Genomic DNA, 19,073 nt, shown 5'->3' on the forward strand with positions numbered 1-19,073 from the left:
TAGTGGGTTCAGAACCAAGTGCAGGCGCCTTCTTCGGCGGCCAGTGCATTGCGGCGGAAGTTGGCAAAAAGTTCGCGGCCCATGCCGATGCCGTTGGCAGCGCGCAGTTCTTCGGGCATGGTGTCCAGCGGGCGGGCGGCCCATTCGGCATCGCTCACCAGCACTTGCAGGGTTTCGGCATTCGCGTCCAGGCGGATGACGTCGCCATCGCGCACCTTGGCCAGCGGGCCACCGGCCGCCGCTTCGGGCGACACGTGGATGGCGGCAGGCACCTTGCCCGATGCGCCGCTCATGCGGCCGTCGGTCACCAGTGCCACGCGGAAACCCTTGCCTTGCAGCACGGCCAGCGGCGGGGTGAGCTTGTGCAGCTCGGGCATGCCATTGGCCTGCGGGCCCTGCCAGCGCACCACGCAGATCACGTCGTGGTTCAGCTCGTTGGCGCTAAAGGCCTTGTGCAGCGCGTCTTGTGAGTCGAACACACGGCACGGCGCTTCGATGATGTGGCGATCGTCCGGCACGGCGGAAACCTTGATCACGCTGCGGCCCAAGTTGCCCTTGAGCAGCTTCAAACCACCACTGGCGCTGAAAGGCGCGCTGGCAGGGCGTACCACGCCTTCGTCCTTGCTGACACCGGCGTCGGTCCATTGCAGGCTACCGTCGGTGGCGGCGGAGGGAATGGCGGTGAACTCGCGCAAGCCACCGCTGCGCACGGTCAGCACATCGGCGTGCATGAAGCCGGCGTCCAACAACTCGCGGATCACGTAGCCGGGGCCACCTGCGGCCTGAAACTGGTTCACGTCGGCGCTGCCGTTGGGGTACACGCGGGTCAACAACGGCACCACGTCCGACAGGGCCGAGAAATCATTCCAGTCGATGACGATACCGGCCGCGCGAGCCACAGCCACCCAGTGGATCAAATGGTTGGTGGAGCCACCGGTGGCCAGCAGGGCCACCATGGCGTTGACGATGCAGCGCTCGTCCACCACCTTGCCAATGGGCGCAAAGCGCTTGGCCTTGGTGATGCCCAGCACGGTGCGCACGGCTTCGCGGGTCAGCTCCTGGCGCACGCCGTCACCGGGGTTGATGAAGGCGGTGCCGGGCACATGCAGGCCCATGGCTTCGAGCAACATTTGGTTGCTGTTGGCCGTGCCGTAAAAAGTACAGGTGCCTTCGCCGTGGTAGGCGGCGCTTTCAGCGGCCAGCAGCTCGGGGCGGCCCACCAGGCCCTGGGCGGCTTTCTCGCGCACCTTGGCCTTTTCGTTGTTGGGCAGGCCCGAAGTCATGGGGCCGGCCGGCACAAACACCGTGGGCAAGTGACCAAAGTGCAGCGCGCCAATCAAGAGGCCCGGCACGATCTTGTCGCACACGCCCAGCATCAGCGCGCAGTCAAACACGTCGTGGCTCAGCGACACGGCGGTCGCCATGGCAATCGCGTCGCGGCTGAACAGGCTCAGCTCCATGCCCGGGGTGCCCTGGGTCACGCCATCACACATGGCGGGCACGCCGCCAGCCACTTGGGCGGTGGCGCCGTGCTTGCGGGCTTCCACTTTGACGAGGTCGGGGTAGTGCTGCAGCGGCGCGTGGGCCGAGAGCAGGTCGTTGTAGGCGTTGACGATGCCGATGTTGGCGCCCTTCTCTTCCACGATCTTGAGCTTGTCCAGCCCGGTGACGCGGGTCTTGTCGGCGTCGGGCATGGCGGCAAAGGCGTGGGCTACGTTGGCGCAGCCCATGCGGTCAGCGCCGGGCTTGCGGTTGGCGGCCAGCTCCAGCTGAGCCAAGTAGGCAGCGCGGGTGACCACACTGCGCTCGCGGATGCGGCGGGTAACGGCCTCGACAACAGGATGCAAGGCGGTAGGGAATGGGGTGGTGTCTGGCATGGTGCTCTTGTAACTAAATTACAGGTTCTGATAGTAACTGGGAAACACCGGCTTGTGTGCAGGCGGAGTTACCAGGCGGGTACGAACTGGCCCCCACGCTCCGCCGCTGCGCGGGTCGCTGCCCCCCAAGGGGGCGCATTTCGCCTTGGGGCGGCCCGGCGGCGAAATCCTAGCGCCTTTTCTCCCAAGCGGCGCGGGCCCGTTCCAGATCGTCCACGGTGTCAATGTCGAGCACACAGCCCGCGTCATTCACTACTATTTTGATAGCTTCTCGCGCAGACACCACGGGGGCTGCGCCCTGATTTCCCTTTAAATCCGCGAGTGCGTCACCACAGCCGACCGCAAAGCGCACCGGGTGGCCGCGCTGCCCCTCGAACCACGGCACCAGCACGTCCCCATCCAGCGGGGCGCGGGCGATGGTAACCAGGGTGTTCGGCTGCACCAGTGGCAGATCCGCCGGCAGCACCATCCAGCCGCCCGCCGCTCCGCGTGTGGCGCGCACCGCGGCGGCAATGCTGTCGCCCATGCCGGGGTGGCCCGCGTCTTCCAGGTGCCAACGCAGGCCACTGGCCTGCACCGCGTCCAGCGTGCGCTGCAGCACCGTGGCACCGCATAGGTCGGCCTGCAGTTTGTGGGTAGTGCCACCGGATGCCAAAAAACGCTCGCCCCGGCCGGAGGCCAGCACCAGCACCACGGGCAGGTGGTCGGCATCGGGTAACAGCTGGGGGGTGGGCAACGACATCGCGGCATGGTAGCTGACCTGCGGCAAGCACCGGGTATGGCGCGCTGCCTATACTGGCCGCATGACCTCTATCGCCGACCTTCGCAAAAGTTACGAACGCGCCGAGCTGGACGAAAAAGCCTCGCGCGCCGATCCCCTGCAACAGTTTGACCAGTGGCTGAAAGAAGCCATTGCCGGCGAGGTGCCCGAGCCCAACGCCATGACCCTGGCCACCGTGGGCAGCGACCTGCGACCCAGCACCCGCGTGGTGCTCATCAAGGGCTATGACGCGCAAGGCATCGTCTGGTACACCAACTACGACAGCCGCAAGGGCCACGAGCTGGCTGGCAACCCCTATGCCGCCCTGCAGTTCCACTGGGTGGAGTTGGAGCGGGTGGTGCGCATTGAGGGCCTGGTGGAGAAAGTCAGTGCTGAAGAAAGTGATGCCTACTTTCATAGCCGGCCCTTGGATTCCCGCATTGGGGCCTGGGCTTCGCCGCAGAGCGAGGTGATACCGGGGCGTGGTGTGCTGGTGACCAACGCGGCCAAATACGCCGCGCAGTTTTTGCTGCAACCGCCACGTCCGCCGCATTGGGGGGGGTACCGGTTGAAGCCGGACAACTGGCAGTTTTGGCAAGGGCGCAGGAGCCGGTTGCATGACCGGTTGCGGTATACGCTGGAAGCGGATGGCAATTGGAAGCGGGACCGGTTGGCGCCTTAGTTTTTTCTATTTTTTTGGGTGCGCCTGCACCGCTTTTTTTAACACCCACTCCCCCAGCCCCTCGCCCCGTCGGCGAGGGGAGCCTTTAACAGCCATATTTTGTTGTCGTGCGCCGGCTATGGGCTAATGGGGGCAGGTTGCCACTATTAGTTCACTCCACGGCCCTGGGCTGCGGTTGTAGGACTTCGGAGGGATTTGTTTACCAACGCTGGCGGCTACGCACGCCAGTGGCGGTGCACCGACCCATGTGAAACCCTACAACCGTTCGCACTGGCCGTGGCGTACCCACCCGTTTGCAACGTTTCCGCTGTAGCACCGTAGCCAGAGTGAAGCCATCAAATCGGCTGTTCAAAAGGCTCCCCTCGCCGACGGGGCGAGGGGTTGGGGGAGTGGGTGTTAAAAAAGCGGTCCAGCCGAGCCAAAAGCCTAGGCAATCAAAGGCACCAACGTCATCACCAACGTCACGCTAACCAACGCCACCAAGGTAGAGACGGCCACACTAGCCGTCACCAAGTCCTCCGCCTTCTGGTACCGCTGCGAGAACAAAAACACGTTGGCGCCAATCGGCAGCGAAGCCGCCACCACCAACACCGTGAGCGACATGCCGCGCAGGCCGCACACATAACCCACCAAAGCCATCAACGCGGGGTGCAGCAAGGTTTTCACAGAAGAAATGGCCAAGGCGCCCTTGAGGTTGCGGCCAATGGCGGCGTTGGACAAGGTCACCCCTACCAATACCAGCGCCACAGGGCCAAAGGCATTGCCCAGCAACAGCAGGGGGCGGTCCACCACATCGGGCAGGCCCCAGCCGGTTTGGGCGTACAGCAGGCCGGCGATGATAGGCATGGGCACCGGGTGCACCACCGCGTTGCGCACGGCCAGGCCGATGGACTTGAGCGGGTGGCGCGGCGGGCCATCGGCTTGTGCGCTTTGCTCGCGTGCGCTCAGCAGCTCCAACACCACCGTGGCAAAAGTCAGCAGCACCAGCGCGTGCAAAGAGATAAGCGTGAACAACAGCACCAGGGCGTCTTTGCCATAGGCCAGCCCGACCAGCGGGATGCCGATCATCACGGTGTTGCTGAAGGTGCCCGACAGCGCGATAACCGCCGCGCGGCTGCTGGCGCCCTGCACCAGCAGCATGGCGGTAAACAAAGCTGCGGCCACCGCAAAGTAGAGCGAGACGGGCTGGAAGTCCAGGTCTTGCACATGCACACTGCTCATGGTGCGAAACAGCAGCGCCTGCGTGAGCACTAGGAAGACGAGGTTGGACAAATCGCGCACCGCCTCCTGGCGGATCAGCTTGGCCTTGCCGGTGATGAGGCCCACCACAATCAGCAGGACCACCGGCAACAGGGAGGAGACGACCGGGTGGTCGAGGGACAACAAACCGCGCGCCCTTTACTTGACGGCCACGGCGTCGGTGATGCGGTAATACAGACCGTAGGGATCGTCGGCGAGCACGGCAAACTGGCCTTCCACCACCACCACTTCCAGCGAATATTTGACCGGGGTTTTGGTCTTCACCTCCACCATGCTCTCAGGCCCGCCGGGTACACAGAACGAACAGGTCAGTGGCACCGAACTGAGCAAAAAGTGTTTTTGTTTTTCACCCGGCTCCAACGGCATCATGAAACCCTGGATGCGCTGGGTCTTCTTGTTAAGCGCCTGCACATCGGTCGGAAAGACGGGCAGCAGGCGGTTCTTCTCGGTCTTGGTTTTGACGGTGGTGAGCACCGACCAGGGCAGCACATCAGCCCGCTCCTTGATGGGGGCAAACGGGCTGTTGGGGTTGTGCACGCCGGCGCCGCTGCCAGGCGGCACACCCGGCATGGGGGAACTGAGCTGGGCCTGGGCGGCGCCCATGGCAAGGCACAGAACGAGGGGCAGGACGGCAAAAGTGCGAGCGAACAGTGTCATGGGAACCTCCAACCGGCTTATCTTAAATCGCCGCCTCGGCGGCGACAGGCGCAGGGGCTTTGCAGCGCTCAGTGTTCGTGTTTCATGCCGCAGAACTTGCCAATCGCCAGGCCTTTGCAGGCAGCTTGTAATTCCTTGTTGCAGACGGCTTCGCCCTTGCCGGACTCGCGGCATTGGGCGGCGGCGGTGTGAGCGGCGGCCATGGCGCGGTGTTTGGCGATGTCTTCTTTGGTTTCCTTATCACTCTCGGCTGCTATGGAAAACGTAGCTGCTTGCGCAAGCAGGACGAGGGCTAGAAGTGCTTTTTTCATATATTTCCTAAAGGTTGGAAGGGTTGCAGAAAGAAAACCAATTCAGCGCGCTTGCAGCAGTTCGAGCACGCTCACGCGGTAAGCCGCAAAGGTGGGTAACAACGCCGACAGCAAAGACACACCCAACGCCAGCGCGGGCACCAGCCACAGCGCCACAGGCCAGACCAGGCCGCCGATGAGCAAGGAGTTGTCCAGCGCCAGCAGCCAGGCCAGCAGCGCCGCAAAGCCCTGCCCCAGCAGCAGGCCCAGCACGGCGGCCAGCAGCCCCAGCCACAGTGCCTCGCTCAGCAGCAAGGCGGCCACCCGGCGCGGCGGTGCGCCCAGCATGCGCAACAGCGCCAAATCCGCCCGGCGCTCACGCACCGCGCTCCACAGCGCGATGAACACGCTCAGGCCCGCGGTCAGCAGCAGCACACCGGCAAAGGCGCGCAGCACATCGGTGCCCAGCCCCAGCATGTGCAGCAGGCGGCTCACCTCCAGCGCGGGGGCGGCGGCCTGCATCTCGGTGCTGGTGTTCACGTAGCGCGGAAAACTCAACGCGGCCATGGGGGTCTTGTATTTGACGAGCGCCATGGTGATTTCGCGCTCTTCTTCCATCACCTGGCGGTCTTCTTCGCTGTCATCGGGGGAGGCCGTGTAGTCCTCGTGCACCTTCCAGACCGAGGCCGTGTCGGTCAGGATGAGCCGGTCCAGCACGCTGCCGCTGGGCGCCAGAATGCCGACCACGGTGTAGGGGCTGTCGCCATGGGTGTGGCCACCTGCGCCCAGGCCATGCGAGCCCACAAAGGTCTGCCCCAAAGCGAGGCCCAGCTTGCGCGCCGTGGTGGCGCCCAGCACCACTTGCATGGGTGCGTCCCATACACGGCCCTGCGCGAGCTTGGCCTCGTAGTGGTCGACATAGGCCAGCGAGGTACCCACGATGCGGTAGCCCGCAAAGTTATCGCCCAGGCTGATCGGGATGATGCGTTCCACCAGCGGGTTCTTGGCTAGCTCTTTCACGGCCTTGAGCGGTACGTTACCGGGCGGCACGTCGATGTGCAGCACACCCGAAAGGATGAGCTGCATGGGGCTGCCCTTGGCGCCCACCACCACGTCGATGCCGGCCAAGTCGCGGTCAAACGCCTTGGACAGTTGTGCGCCCACCAGCACCAGAAACGTGATGGAGGCCAGCCCCAGGCTTAACAAAAGCAGGTTGAGCACCGCACCCAGGGGGCGCGACCACAGGTAGCGCCAGGCCAACAGCAGCGTCTTCATGCAACTTGCTCTTCTTTTGATAGCTGCTTGCGCAATAACGGTAAGCGCTGGAAGCCGATTTGACCCTCAACCCCGGGTGGAATGAGCACCGCCACCCGCGCATCGTGCGTGGCAATCACCAGCGTGGCGCCGTGGGTGCTGGCCGTAGCCAGCAGCAGCGCCACCGCGTCGGCCGCGGCCTCGTCGTCCAGGCTGGCGGTGGGCTCATCGGCCAGCAGCACACGCGGCTGCAGCAGCACGGCGCGCGCCAGTGCCACACGCTGCGCCTGCCCGCCAGACAGCTGCGCGGGCTTGCGTGCCGCCAGTTCGGCCACACCCAGCGCCTGCAGCGTGGTGCGGATGGCGCCTGCGTCTTCGGGCTGGCCGGCCGCCCACTGCGCCATGGCCAGGTTCTGCTGCACAGTGAGTGCCGCACTGAGGTGCAATTTTTGAGGGAGAAAGCCAATAGCCCTCGCTCGCCATGCATCAGCAGCTACGGATTTAAGCGCATGCAACGGCTGCCCGGCCACTTCGACGGTGCCGGCCGTGGGCGCCACCAGCCCGGCGACGAGCGCCAGCCAGGTTGATTTGCCGCAGCCAGACGGACCACTGAGCAGCAGCACCGCGCCCTGCGCCACGTCCACATCAGGGAACTGCAATGCGGCATCCGCGCCGGGGTACCGGTAGGCCAGCCCCTGCGTGCGGATCATGCGGCGGGCCCTGCTGCCACCTCAGGCGCCACAACGCCAGTGGCGCAGTCCACACACACACCACGCACCGCAAAGTCCATGCTCATGCCTTGGTAACCCAGCGCCTTGAGCGCTTCCAGCGCGGTCTGGGCAGCTTTTTCCAGGTCGTTGGCATTGGCCTTGAGCGCGCCGGCCAGCGGGCTGTCGCGGTGGCAGCTCTGGCATTCGAAATGGGGGATGGCGTGCACGCTGGTCGGCATGGCTTGGTAACGGCGCACGCGCTGGCTGTCCACGCGGCACAGCAGCAGGCCCACTTGGGTGAGCCGGTCGATCAGGCGGTAGAGCGTCACGCGGTCCAGTGCGGCGTCCGTGTCATCGGCCAACGCGGCCTGCAGCTGGGCGTGGGTGTAGCTGGTGTCCGGGTGGGCCAGCAGCCAGCCCAGCACCTGGCGTGCAGCCGCCGTGCGGCGCAGTCCGTGGGCGGACAGCAGCGCGTCAATCGGGTCTGTGGACGGGGGCAAGGGGGCCATACATCGCCTTTTAAAAATGCAATTGTGTTGCATTAAATGCAAATACGCAACCAAGTTGCGTTATATTCGCACTCCATTTACTGCAATCAAGTTGCATTATTACCGATGAAACGCGCTCCTCTTTCCCCCTTTACACAGGCTTTGCGCAGCAGCGTGCTGGCCTGGCCCGCCTGGCTGCGTGCCCTGGCCGTCACCCCGCTGCTGGCTCTGCTGTGGCTGGGCGTGCTCTGGGCCAGCGTGGAGGCCATCCCGCTATGAATACCGCCGCCCCAGCAGCGATCACGCTGCACAACCTGACCGTGAGTTACCGCCAGCACCCCGCACTGCACCATGTGAGCGGCCACTTTGTGCAGGGCTCGCTCACCGCCGTTATCGGGCCCAACGGCGCGGGCAAAAGCACGCTGCTCAAAAGCCTGGCCGGGCTGCTGCCGCTGGAGCCGCACAGCCGGGTGGAACGCGCCCCCGGCCTGCGCCTGGCCTACCTGCCGCAGCAGAGCGAACTGGACCGCAGCTTTCCGCTGGACGTGCGCGACTGCGTGCTTATGGGCCTGTGGGCGCACACGGGCGCCTGGGGCCGCTGCACACCGGCAATGCAGGCGCGTGTGGACGCGGCGCTGCAGGCCGTGGGACTGCAGGGGTTTGAGCGCCGCCCCGTGGGCACGCTCTCCAGCGGGCAACTGCAGCGCACGTTGTTTGCGCGCCTGCTGGTGCAGGACGCACAACTGATCCTGCTGGACGAACCGTTCAACGCCGTGGACAGCCAAACCACCGCCGGCCTCTTGGCGCTGGTGCAGCAGTGGCAGCGTCAGGGCCGCACCGTGGTGGCCGTGCTGCATGACAACGCACAGGTGCAGACGCACTTTCCGCAGACCCTGCTGCTGGCGCGCGAATGTATCGCCTGGGGTGCGACTGCCGACGTGTTGACCGACACCCATCTATCCCATTCCCGCCGCATGGCCGAAGCCTGGGACGAAACCGCCGCCCTCTGCGATGTGGACGGTGCCTTCAACGGGCAAGACTTCGACACCCTGCTAGCCCAGCGCCTGGCCGCCACTACCTAAGGCCACCATGGACATCTTGCTGGGCCCGGTGTGGGACACCCTCTTCTCCCCGTTTGCCGAATTTGCTTTCATGCGCCGCGCACTCGTCGCCACGCTGGCGCTATCGCTTAGCGCGGCGCCGCTGGGCGTTTTCCTCACACTGCGGCGCATGAGCCTGCTGGGGGACGCGCTGAGTCACGCGGTGCTCCCGGGTGTGGCCGTGGGTTTTATGGTCAGTGGCCTCTCACTCACGGCCATGGCGCTGGGCGGCGTGGTGGCCGGCCTGCTGGTGGCGGCCGTGGCGGGTGCGGTCACGCGTTTCACCACCCTCAAGGAAGACGCGAGCCTGGCCGCCATTTACCTTGTCGCGCTGGCGCTGGGCGTGACGCTGATTGCGCGCCACGGCACGCAGCTGGACCTGCTGCATATTTTGTTTGGCAGCGCGCTGGGCGTGGATACCGCAGGGCTCTACCTGGTGGCCAGTGTCGCCAGCGCCAGTGTGCTGGCCCTGGCGCTGATGTACCGCGGCCTGGTGCTGGAAACCTTTGACCCCGTGTTTCTGGGCGCGCACCGCCGTGGTGTGCCGGCCTGGGTGTGGCAACAGGGCTTCTTGATGCTGGTGGTGCTCAACCTCGTGGCGGGCTTCCAGACCCTGGGCACGCTGATGGCCGTGGGCCTGATGATGCTGCCCGCCGTGAGCGCGCGCCTGTGGCACGACACCCTGCCCGCGCAACTGCTCAATGCCAGCGCGCAGGCCGCTCTGGCCGGCGTGGCCGGGCTGCTGCTGTCCTACCACTTTGACACGCCCTCGGGCCCCACCATCATCGGTTGCGCCGGTGCGCTCTACGCCACCTCGCTGCTGCTGGCACCCGGCGGCTGGCTGCCACGCCACTGGGCCCGCCCGCACCGCGTGGCCTGAACCTCTGTCTTCCCCTCTTTCTTCACCCACCTCAGGAACTACTCCCATGCTGGACACCATCCCCAACCTTCCCCGCCGTTTTTTACTGGCCAGCGCCACCGCACTGGCGCTCTTGGGCAGCCAGGCCCATGCGGCTGACAAATTGCCCGTGGTCGCCAGCTTCAGCATCCTGGGCGACCTGGTACGCGTGGTGGGCGGCGATCGCGTGGCGGTGACCACGCTGGTCGGCCCCGACGAAGACGCCCACGTGTTCGCGCCCAAACCCGCCGACGCCAAGGCCCTGCTGGCCGCGAAGCTAGTAGTCACCAACGGCCTGGGCTTTGAGCCCTGGGCGGGCAAACTCATCAAGTCGGCAGGCTACAAAGGCAAAACCGTGGTGGCTACCCAGGGCGTAAGCGCCCGCCACATGGCCGAAGAAAAGGGCCACGTGGGCCATGCCCATGAGGAACTGGACCCCCACGCCTGGCAAAACCCGAACAATGTGGTGCTCTATGTGCGCAACATCGCGGCCGGCCTAAGCCAGGTGGACGCAGCCGGCGCCAGCACCTACCAGGCCAATGCCGAGGCCTATGTGCAGGAGCTGCAGGCGCTGGATGCTTGGGCCAAGGCGCAGATAACCAGCATCCCGCAGGCCAAACGCAAGGTCATCACTTCGCACGACGCCTTTGGCTACTTTGCGGCGCACTACGGTGTGCAGTTTCTGGCGCCGCAGGGCGTGAACACCGAAACCGAGCCCAGCGCCAAACAGGTGGCCCGGCTCATCCGGCAGATCCAGCGCGAAAAGATCCGCGCCGTGTTTGTGGAAAACATGGCCAACCCCCAACTCATCGCCCAGCTCAGCAAAGACGCCGGGGCCACCCTGGGCGCCAGCCTGTATGCCGACGCCCTCTCCCCTGCAGGCCAGCCCGGCGCCACCTACCTGCAGATGGTGCGCCACAACGTGACGCAGCTGGTCACTGGCATGCGACAAAACTGAACCCAATACGCTCACATTTTGATAGCTGTTTGCGCATACTCCACAAGGGCCAAGGCCATAAAACACCATGAAATTCACCCCACCGCGCCTCCCCAACAAACTCCCGCGTCGCCTGGTGCTGGCCACCCTCTTGTCCGCCGCCGGCGCATCCCTCACCTGGGCCGCACCACCTGACAGCAAGACACTCAGCATCGCAGGTCCGTGGGAAGTTCACAGCCTGGATCCGTCCAAAAACGGCTACATCTTCACCCGCCTGCAGGTGGCAGAAACGCTGGTCACCGTGGACAACCAGGGTGCGCTGGTGCCCGGCTTGGCATCGGGTTGGGAGGTGTCGGCCAACCAGCTGACTTGGCGCTTCAAGCTGCGCGCTGCAGCCCAATTTCACGATGGCAAGGCGGTCACCGCCGCTGATGTGGTGTCTGCCCTGGAGCGCGCCCGCAAGAACCCCGGCGTGATGAACAGCATGCCCTTGCAAAAGATCAGTGCCGACAAAGACGTGGTGGTGTTCGAGCTGAGCCGCCCCTTCACGCCGCTGCCTGCTTTTCTGGTGAACTACAGCACCCAGATTTTGGCCCCCAGCGCCTATGGTGCCGACGGCAGCGTGAAGGCGGTGGTGGGCACGGGACCGTACAAAGTGACCCTGGCCCAGCCGCCCCAAAAGGTGGAGACCGCGCGCTTTGAAGGCTGGGCGGGCAGCAAGCCCGCGATTGAGAGGGTGTCCTACCTGGCGGTGGGCCGGGGCGAGACACGCAACCTCATGGCCACCAGCGGCCAAGCGGACGTGGTGTTCACCCACGACCCTGCCAACTTTGGCCGCCTGCGGGCCAGCAAAATGCTCACACTGCAAACCCAGCCCATCCCGCGCACCATCTACATCAAGGTGAATGCCGGGCACCCCGCCCTCAAAGACGTGGCCACACGACGCGCCATCAGCCTGGCACTGGACCGCGTGGGCATGGCCAGCGCCATCCTGCATGAGCCCAAGGCAGCGGCGACCCAGCTGTTCCCCGCCAGCATGGCAGAGTGGCATGTGCCCGGCCTGCAAGCACTGACGCGTGACCTGGGTACCGCCCGCGCACTGCTCCAATCCGCCGGCTGGACGCCGGGGCCCGACGGCATCCTGCGCCGCGAGGGCAAGCCCTTCAAGGTCACGCTGCGCACCTACCCGGACCGGCCCGAACTACCCGTGCTGGCCGCCGCCATCCAGGCGCAGCTGCGCGAGGTGGGCATTGACATGGCAGTGGCCATTGCCAACTCCAGCGAAGTCCCGGCGGGCCACAAAGACGGCACCTTGGAGCTGGCCCTGGTGGCGCGCAATTACTCCCTGGTGCCCGACCCGGTGGGCACATTGCTGGAAGACTTTGGCCCCAGCGGCGGTGACTGGGGCGCCATGGGCTGGACCAGCGCCAGCCTGCGCGATGCCATCAGCGCGCTGAGCAGCACCAACGACAGCCAGCGCCGCTCGCGCCAACGCGGCGCCATTGCCACGGTCATCCAGGCCGACCTGCCGGTGATTCCGGTGGCCTGGTACCAGCACTCGGCCACCAGCAACCACCGGGTCACCCACGTGAGCTTTGACCCGCTGGAGATCTCCTACCGCATCATGCAGATGCAATGGGCCCGATGATGCGGGCGCTGGGTGTATCTCTCTTGCGCGGTGTGGCGCGGCTAGTCCTGCGGGCAGCCGCTGTGGGTGGCATCGTCGGCGTGGTCTCGTTCCTGCTGATGCGCGCCCTGCCGGGCGACGCAGCCTACCGCATTGCGGCCGGGCGCTACGGCTACGACATGGTCAACAGCGCCGCCGCAGAAGCGGTGCGCCAGGAGCTGGGGCTGGACCGCCCCTGGTGGGTGCAACTGGGCACGTGGATGGCCGACCTGCTGCAGGGCCGGCTGGGCCACTCGCTGGTCACCGGCGACCCGGTGCTGAGCGAGCTGGCCCACCAGTGGGGCCATACGCTGCTGCTGGCGCTGGCCGCCTGGGCACTTGCGCTGGTGCTGGGCCTGGTAGGCGGCAGCCTGGTGGCACTGGCCCGCAAAACCTGGCTGGACCAAACGTCAAGCACCCTGGGCCTGGCTCTCAAGGCCACGCCCACGTTTGTCGTGGGCCTGGTGCTGGCCATTGTGCTGGCCGAGCGGGCCCGCTGGCTGCCTGCCGCGGGCCATGGCGGGCCTGAACATCTGGTACTACCGGGTCTGGCCCTGGCGCTGGGTCTGGCCGCCGGTTTGGGCCTGGTCACCCTGCACAGCATGCGCCAGGTGCTGGCATCACCCTCGGTGGCGTTTGCGCAGACCAAAGGCTTGCCGCAAGCCGCCGTGGTGTGGCGCCACGTGCTGCGCAACACCGCCGTGCCCGTGGTGGCCTACGCCGGTACCCAACTGGTGCTGCTGATGGAAGGCGTGGTGGTGGTGGAGAGTTTTTTTGCCTGGCCCGGCATCGGCCACGCGCTGATTCACGCACTGGTTGCGCGTGACATCCCCATGGTGCAGGGCACGGCACTGTGCATGGGCTGGATGTTTGTGCTGCTCAACAGCGCCGTGGACGGCCTGTGCTGGCTGCTCGATCCACGCCTGCAACACCAGGAGGCTTCATGAACCATAACAAGACACTGCAACCAAGCACCCACTATCGCCTGGGGTGGTTCACCCTGCTGGCCTTGATAACGTATGCATGGCTGGCACCGCTGGCCATGCCTGATCCGTACCTGCAAGACCTGTCGGCCACGCTACAACCACCATCACATCAGCACTGGCTGGGCACCGATGCGCTGGGGCGCAGCGTGCTGGCGCGCCTGGCAGAGGGTGTCCGCGTGTCGCTGTCTTTGGCCCTGGGCTCGGCCCTGATGTCGGCCGTGTTGGGGGCCAGCCTGGGCGTGCTGGCCGCCTGGCGCAAGGGTTGGCTCGCGCGTGCGCTGCAAAGCCTGGCCGATGCGGTGATGGCCATGCCCGGCCTGCTGTGGGTGCTGCTGCTGTCTGCCCTGGCACCGGGTGAAAAGTGGCCGCTCTACCTGGGCCTGGTGCTCACTGCCTGGGTGGAGTTTTACCGCACCACGCGTGCATCAGTCGGTGCGCTGCTGGTCGGGCCGCAGGTGCAGTCCAGCCGGCTGCTGGGCTTTGGCCCGGCTTACATTGCGCGATACCACCTGTGGCCTGCCGTGCGGTCTACCTGGCTCTCGCTGCTGGCCTTTGCCGTGTGCAACGGCGTGCTGGCCGTGGCCGCCATGGGTTTTGTCGGCATTGGCTTGCGCCCGCCCGGCGCCGAACTGGGCGTGCTGATGACCGAGGCGCTGCCACATTCCGACGATGCGCCCTGGCTACTGGCCACCCCGGTGCTGGCGCTGCTGGCCTGTGTGCTGGCGCTGCAAGCCGTCACCCGCCCACGCCCCCCACAACCTTGATGAAAGTATGCAGATGACACTCGCTCTAGAGATCAACAACCTGCACGTGACAGCCCCTGGCCAGCCGTCTGACGCAGGCATTGTGCGCGGCGTGAGCCTGGCGTTGGCAGCGGGGCAACGACTCACGATTTTGGGTGAATCCGGCTCGGGCAAGTCGATCCTGGCCCAGGCCATCATGGGCACCCTGCCCACAGGCATGCAGACCCGCGGTCAAGTCGCGGTGTGGGGCCAGCCTGTGGTGGGCCCCGATGCAGCAGCCAAGGCACAGCCCCCTCTGTGGGGTCGCCAGTTGGCCATGTTGCCCCAAGAGCCCTGGCTGGCGCTGAACCCCACCATGCGCACCCACACGCAAGTCGCCGAGGTAGCGCATTTTGTGAAAGACCAAACCTGGCCCACAGCACGCCAAACTGCAGACCAGGCCCTGGCCCAATTGCAGTTGCAGCACGCGGCCCGCAAATACCCGCACCAGGTGTCGGGCGGCATGGCACAACGGGTCTCGTTTGCCGCCACCTGCGCAGCAGGGGCGCAACTGCTGATTGCCGATGAACCTACCAAGGGGCTGGACGCGGCGCTGCGTGACCAGGTCGCCGATCTGCTGGCCGCCCACGTGCCCACAGAAGATGCCACCCACACCGCCCTGATCACCATCACCCACGATGTGGCACTAGCCCACCGCCTGGGCGGCACGGTGGCCATCATGCTCGACGGCCAGGTGATCGAACACGGCCCAGCGTCTGAGGTGCTGGTGCGCCCGCAACATGCCTACAGCCAGGCGCTGGTGCAGGCCGATCCGGCCCACTGGCAGGGCCTGCTCCAGCCCGTGGCAGCAGCGGCCGCCCCCGTGGTGCTGGCGCAAGGCCTGGCCAAGTCGTTCGGGGCCGAGCGCCTTTTCTCCAACGTGGACCTGTCCATCGCCCAGGGCGAAATCGTGGCCGTGACTGGCCCCAGCGGCTGCGGCAAAACCACGCTGGGCCACATCTTGCTGGGCGTGGCCCAGCCCGACGCGGGCGTGGTGAGCCGACCACCAGGCACTCCGCCCCATGCTTTTCAAAAGCTGTACCAGGACCCACCCGCCGCGTTTGCCCCCAGCCGCACGCTGCGCCAGTGCCTGCATGACCTCATCACGCGGCACCGGCGCAGTTGGGCCGACGCCACCGAGTTGATGCGTGAACTGAAACTGGGCCCCGAGCTGCTGGAGCGCCTGCCCGACCAGGTGTCGGGCGGCGAACTGCAGCGCTTTGCGTTGCTGCGGGTGCTGCTGCTCCAGCCCCGCTTCATCTTTGCGGACGAGCCCACCTCACGGCTAGACCCCCTCATCCAGAAAACCACCATGGCGCTGCTGTGCGCCAGCGCTGCGGCGCACCGCTTTGGCGTCATTCTGGTCACACACGATGCGGCGGTGGCGGCCCACGCAGCGCACCGGGCTGAACACATCCGGTTTGGCGCGCAGTCCCCGGCGATAGCCGCCGCATGAACGCAACTGCGTTGCCAACATTCACAACTAGAATGCGCCCGTTGGTGCTCGCGGCGTGGTTCACAGGCCGCAGTTCAACGGGAAGCAGGAGGACTGCGGGGCCCACGCCCCGACGCCCCACCTGCGCTGCCCCCGCAACGGTCAATTGGATGAAGAAAGCCTGGCTTTCTTCACCCCCCATCACTCAGCCACTGGGCGCTCTGAACAGGCACCTGGGAAGGCGATGGAGGGTTGCCATCAGCCCGGATACCGGCCAACACGGTGACGGTGTGCCTAGCACGCCGTCGTGACGCTCAACCGCTGGCGGGGATGCCGGTGCGAGTTTTTGTTCAGGAATTTTTCCATGCCATTTGCACCTGGCCGCTTGGCCCCACCGCGCACGCCACTTCGCCCGGCTTAGCCATGCCCACCCTCGCCGGTATGTCACTGCAGGTGTGCGACGCAAGCTTTCGCACGCCCCAAGGCAGCGCGTTAATCCAGCCTCTGAGCTTCTCGGTGGCGCAGGGTCAGCGCCTCGCCATCGTCGGCCCAAACGGGGCCGGCAAATCTACCCTGCTGCGCATGCTGGGCGGCCTCCTGGCGCCCACGACCGGCCATGTGCTGCTGGACGGCGAGCCGCTGCAGCACATGGCCCCTGTGGTCCGAGCGCGCACGCTGGCCATCCTCGGGCAAGCCGACCACGCCGACGTGCGCCTGCGGGTGCAGGACTACGTGGCGCTGGGCTGCCTGCCGCACCGGCAAACGCAGAGCCCGGCCCAGCTGCGGAGAGTCGTCGCCGATGCGCTGGCGCTGTGCAACCTGACCGCCCTGGCAACACGCGCCATGGGCAGCCTGTCCGGCGGCGAGCGCCAGCGTGCCCACCTAGCCCGCGCTTTGGCCCAGCAACCCCGCCTGCTCTTGCTGGATGAGCCGACCAACCACCTGGACCCGCGCGCCACGCTGGATTTGCTGCGCATGGTTAAAGACCTGGGCATTACCGTGGTGGCGGTGCTGCATGACCTGCCACTGGTGCCGCCCTGGGCCGACCAGGTGCTGGTACTGAAAGCTGGCGCCCTGGTCCGCTGTGACACCCCCACGCTGGCACTCAACCCTGTCACGGTGCACCAGGTGTTTGCCATGCATTCCTACTACCTGCCCCACCCCGGTACGGCGCAACCCATGCTGGTGCTGGACGCACATCCGCCCGACGCGCCTGCAGGCAGCCCGCCCCACCACCGCACCAGTTTTTTCAACCACTACGAGGAACCCACGCCATGAAACATATTGTCAGCACCCTGGCCTTGTCGCTCGCATCGACGTTGTGCGCCGCGCAAACCTTCCCCGTTACCGTGGACAGCTGCGGGACGCCACTGACCTTCGCCGCACCGCCCAAGCGGGCGGTGATCCACGACCTGAACATGACCGAAATGGCGCTGGCCCTGCAGCTCAACACGCGTATGGTGGGCGTGACCGGCATCACCGGCTGGTACAAGACCGGCCCCGAATTCAAGACGGCCCTGGGCAACATTCCCGAGCTCGCGCCCAAGAACCCCAATCTGGAAAACATCCTGGCCGCCAACCCCGATTTCTTCTTTGCCGGCTGGAACTACGGCATGAAGGTGGGCGGCGAAGTGACCCCCACCACGCTGGCCAAGTACGGCATCCAAACGCTGGTGCTGTCCGAGAGTTGCGTGCATGTGAACAAGCAGCGCCCGGCGGCCAGCATGGACTTGCTCTACACCGACTTCGTCAAGCTCGGCACCATTTTTGGCAAAGAAGCCCAGGCCAAAACCCAGGTGGCGCAGTGGAAGTCGCGTCTAGCCAAACTCACACCCGCAGCCGGCAGCAAGGACACCCGCGTATTCCTCTACGACTCGGGCGACGACAAACCGTTCACGGCCGGCAAGTACGCGATTCCCACCGCCATGATCGACGCTGCCGGCGGCCGCAACATCATGGCCGACATGGAGACCAGCTGGGGCACCACCTCGTGGGAAACCGTGGCGGCGCGCAACCCGCAGTTTTTGGTGATGCTGGACTACCAGGATGGCAACGGTGTGAGCCGGCTACTGCAGTTCCTCAAGAACCACCCGGCCATGAAAGAAACCGACGCGGTGAAGAACGCGCGTTATGTGGCCCTGCGCTATGCCGAGTTGACACCCGGCCCCGCCAATATTGAAGCGATCGAGAAGATTGCCAAGTCCATGGCCACCAAAGCCAAGTGATGTCGCAACGCGCCTTTATTAGTAGCCTGGCGGCGGGCTTGCTCCTGCTACTGGTCTTCGCTCTGGCCTCCATTGCCAAAGGCAGTACGCCGCTGCCGCTGGCCGAGGTGCTCAGTGCACTGGCCGGGCCCTGGGCGCCGGCGCTGGGTTTGCCCGAGGTGGGCACCACCCTGCAGCGCATCGTGCTGGACCTGCGCATTCCGCGCGTGCTGCTGGCGCTGCTGGTGGGCGCGGGCCTGGCGGTGGTGGGCGTGTTACTGCAAACCGTCACGCGCAACGATCTGGCGGACCCGTTTTTGTTTGGCTTATCGTCCGGCGCCAGCGCCGGTGCGGTGGCCGTCATCACCGCCACCGGAGAGTGGCTGGGCATCTGGACCCTGCCACTGGCGGCACTGGTGGGCGGGCTGGTGTCGGCCGCCACGGTGCTGACCATTGTGAAGAGGAGCGAGTCCAGCGGGCCTGAAAAACTCATTCTGGCGGGGCTTGCCACTTCTTTCCTGTTTGGCGCTATCACCCATTACCTGGTGTTCGCAGGTGACCAGCGGGCCGCCCATTCGGTGCTGTTTTGGACCCTGGGCGGTCTGGGCCTGGCGCGCTGGGACAACCTGGGCCTGGCCCTGTTTGGCCTGCTGGCCCTGCTGACCTTTGCGGCCAGCCGGCGGCATGCCTTGGACGCGCTGCTGGCCGGGGATGAAACCGCCCAGAGCCTGGGCATTGCGCCCCAGCGCCTGCGGGCCGAGGTGTTTGGCGTGGCGGCCCTGGCCACCGCTTGTTTTGTGGCGCTGACCGGGGTGATCGGTTTTGTCGGCCTCATGGTGCCGCACCTGGCGCGCGCGCTGTGCGGTGCACTGCATGGGCGCCTGCTAGCGCTGTCCGCGCTGGCCGGCGCTGTGCTGATGCTGGGTAGCGACTTGTTGTGCCGCACGCTGCTGCCCCCGCAGGAGCTGCCCATCGGCATCGTCACGGCAGCGCTGGGCGGACTATTTGTGGTTTTTCTGGTGCTGCGTACAGACGGCAGGTCTGCACCGACATAAGGAGGGTTGCCAGGCGCTGGTGCACTTGTATT

At 65.8% G+C, this 19,073-nt stretch carries 20 protein-coding genes and 1 riboswitch; of the genes, 12 read left to right on the forward strand and 8 right to left on the reverse strand.

The genetic code is table 11. From position 1 onward, the window contains the following. Positions 1–8: 8 nt before the first annotated feature. Positions 9–1,877: a phosphogluconate dehydratase gene (edd, locus tag AC097A_RS03875; RefSeq protein ID WP_479619824.1), complete on the reverse strand. Its 1,869-nt coding sequence runs from the start codon at positions 1,875–1,877 to the stop codon at positions 9–11. A 169-nt stretch (positions 1,878–2,046) separates the two neighbouring features. Next, on the reverse strand, positions 2,047–2,619 hold the full coding sequence (locus AC097A_RS03880; RefSeq protein ID WP_479619825.1) for a nucleotidyltransferase family protein: 573 nt from the start codon (positions 2,617–2,619) through the stop codon (positions 2,047–2,049). A gap of 61 nt (positions 2,620–2,680) precedes the next feature. Here AC097A_RS03880 and pdxH point away from each other — a divergent pair, with 61 nt between their 5' ends. Continuing rightward, positions 2,681–3,319, forward strand: coding sequence for a pyridoxamine 5'-phosphate oxidase (gene pdxH, locus AC097A_RS03885; RefSeq protein WP_479619826.1), 639 nt, complete (start codon positions 2,681–2,683; stop codon positions 3,317–3,319). Positions 3,320–3,745: 426 nt separating this feature from the next. Here the strand turns inward: pdxH and AC097A_RS03890 are convergent, their stop codons facing one another. The 6 genes from AC097A_RS03890 to AC097A_RS03915 form a co-directional block, all read right to left on the reverse strand. Beyond that, on the reverse strand, positions 3,746–4,705 hold the full coding sequence (locus AC097A_RS03890; protein WP_479619827.1) for an AEC family transporter: 960 nt from the start codon (positions 4,703–4,705) through the stop codon (positions 3,746–3,748). Between the two features lie 12 nt (positions 4,706–4,717). Continuing rightward, entirely contained in the window at positions 4,718–5,236 is a 519-nt protein-coding gene (locus tag AC097A_RS03895) for a DUF3299 domain-containing protein (protein WP_479619828.1), read from the reverse strand. 68 nt (positions 5,237–5,304) lie between these two features. Continuing rightward, positions 5,305–5,547 carry a hypothetical protein gene (locus AC097A_RS03900; protein ID WP_315847807.1) on the reverse strand — a complete coding sequence of 81 codons (243 nt, stop codon included), beginning with the start codon at positions 5,545–5,547 and terminating at the stop codon, positions 5,305–5,307. A 42-nt stretch (positions 5,548–5,589) separates the two neighbouring features. Next, positions 5,590–6,801, reverse strand: a complete 1,212-nt coding sequence (locus tag AC097A_RS03905) for an ABC transporter permease (protein ID WP_479619829.1) — start codon at positions 6,799–6,801, stop codon at positions 5,590–5,592. After that, entirely contained in the window at positions 6,798–7,490 is a 693-nt protein-coding gene (locus AC097A_RS03910) for an ABC transporter ATP-binding protein (RefSeq protein WP_479619830.1), read from the reverse strand. Before AC097A_RS03910 ends, AC097A_RS03905 begins: the two co-directional genes overlap by 4 nt. Continuing rightward, positions 7,487–7,999 carry a Fur family transcriptional regulator gene (locus tag AC097A_RS03915; RefSeq protein ID WP_315480939.1) on the reverse strand — a complete coding sequence of 171 codons (513 nt, stop codon included), beginning with the start codon at positions 7,997–7,999 and terminating at the stop codon, positions 7,487–7,489. Before AC097A_RS03915 ends, AC097A_RS03910 begins: the two co-directional genes overlap by 4 nt. 105 nt (positions 8,000–8,104) lie before the next feature. On the opposite strand from AC097A_RS03915, the gene AC097A_RS03920 reads away from it, so the two are divergent. From AC097A_RS03920 to AC097A_RS03970, 11 genes are all read left to right on the forward strand, one after another. Then, positions 8,105–8,257 (forward strand): hypothetical protein, encoded by a 153-nt coding sequence (locus AC097A_RS03920; RefSeq protein ID WP_479619831.1) that lies wholly within the window; start codon positions 8,105–8,107, stop codon positions 8,255–8,257. Next, positions 8,254–9,060, forward strand: a complete 807-nt coding sequence (gene aztA, locus AC097A_RS03925; RefSeq protein WP_479619832.1) for a zinc ABC transporter ATP-binding protein AztA — start codon at positions 8,254–8,256, stop codon at positions 9,058–9,060. Before AC097A_RS03920 ends, aztA begins: the two co-directional genes overlap by 4 nt. Positions 9,061–9,067: 7 nt before the next feature. Further along, positions 9,068–9,958, forward strand: a complete 891-nt coding sequence (locus tag AC097A_RS03930) for a metal ABC transporter permease (RefSeq protein ID WP_479619833.1) — start codon at positions 9,068–9,070, stop codon at positions 9,956–9,958. Between the two features lie 46 nt (positions 9,959–10,004). Then, positions 10,005–10,934, forward strand: a complete 930-nt coding sequence (locus AC097A_RS03935) for a metal ABC transporter substrate-binding protein (RefSeq protein ID WP_479619834.1) — start codon at positions 10,005–10,007, stop codon at positions 10,932–10,934. A 67-nt stretch (positions 10,935–11,001) separates the two neighbouring features. Beyond that, positions 11,002–12,561, forward strand: a complete 1,560-nt coding sequence (locus tag AC097A_RS03940) for an ABC transporter substrate-binding protein (RefSeq protein WP_479619835.1) — start codon at positions 11,002–11,004, stop codon at positions 12,559–12,561. Next, positions 12,549–13,526 (forward strand): ABC transporter permease, encoded by a 978-nt coding sequence (locus tag AC097A_RS03945; RefSeq protein WP_479619836.1) that lies wholly within the window; start codon positions 12,549–12,551, stop codon positions 13,524–13,526. Before AC097A_RS03940 ends, AC097A_RS03945 begins: the two co-directional genes overlap by 13 nt. Beyond that, positions 13,523–14,329, forward strand: a complete 807-nt coding sequence (locus AC097A_RS03950) for an ABC transporter permease (protein ID WP_479619837.1) — start codon at positions 13,523–13,525, stop codon at positions 14,327–14,329. The genes AC097A_RS03945 and AC097A_RS03950 overlap by 4 nt, the downstream gene beginning before the upstream one ends. A 13-nt stretch (positions 14,330–14,342) precedes the next feature. After that, positions 14,343–15,803, forward strand: coding sequence for an ABC transporter ATP-binding protein (locus AC097A_RS03955; protein ID WP_479619838.1), 1,461 nt, complete (start codon positions 14,343–14,345; stop codon positions 15,801–15,803). Positions 15,804–15,828: 25 nt separating this feature from the next. Further along, positions 15,829–16,075, forward strand: a riboswitch (cobalamin riboswitch). Between the two features lie 130 nt (positions 16,076–16,205). Further along, the gene (locus tag AC097A_RS03960; RefSeq protein ID WP_479619839.1) at positions 16,206–17,060 is read left to right on the forward strand and encodes an ABC transporter ATP-binding protein; all 855 of its coding nucleotides are present in this window, start codon (positions 16,206–16,208) and stop codon (positions 17,058–17,060) included. Next, on the forward strand, positions 17,057–18,007 hold the full coding sequence (locus AC097A_RS03965; protein WP_479619840.1) for an ABC transporter substrate-binding protein: 951 nt from the start codon (positions 17,057–17,059) through the stop codon (positions 18,005–18,007). The genes AC097A_RS03960 and AC097A_RS03965 overlap by 4 nt, the downstream gene beginning before the upstream one ends. Then, positions 18,007–19,041 carry a FecCD family ABC transporter permease gene (locus AC097A_RS03970; protein ID WP_479619841.1) on the forward strand — a complete coding sequence of 345 codons (1,035 nt, stop codon included), beginning with the start codon at positions 18,007–18,009 and terminating at the stop codon, positions 19,039–19,041. The genes AC097A_RS03965 and AC097A_RS03970 overlap by 1 nt, the downstream gene beginning before the upstream one ends. Positions 19,042–19,073 lie beyond the last annotated feature (32 nt).

It is taken from the genome of Rhodoferax sp. XS2R6 (genome assembly GCF_056521365.1).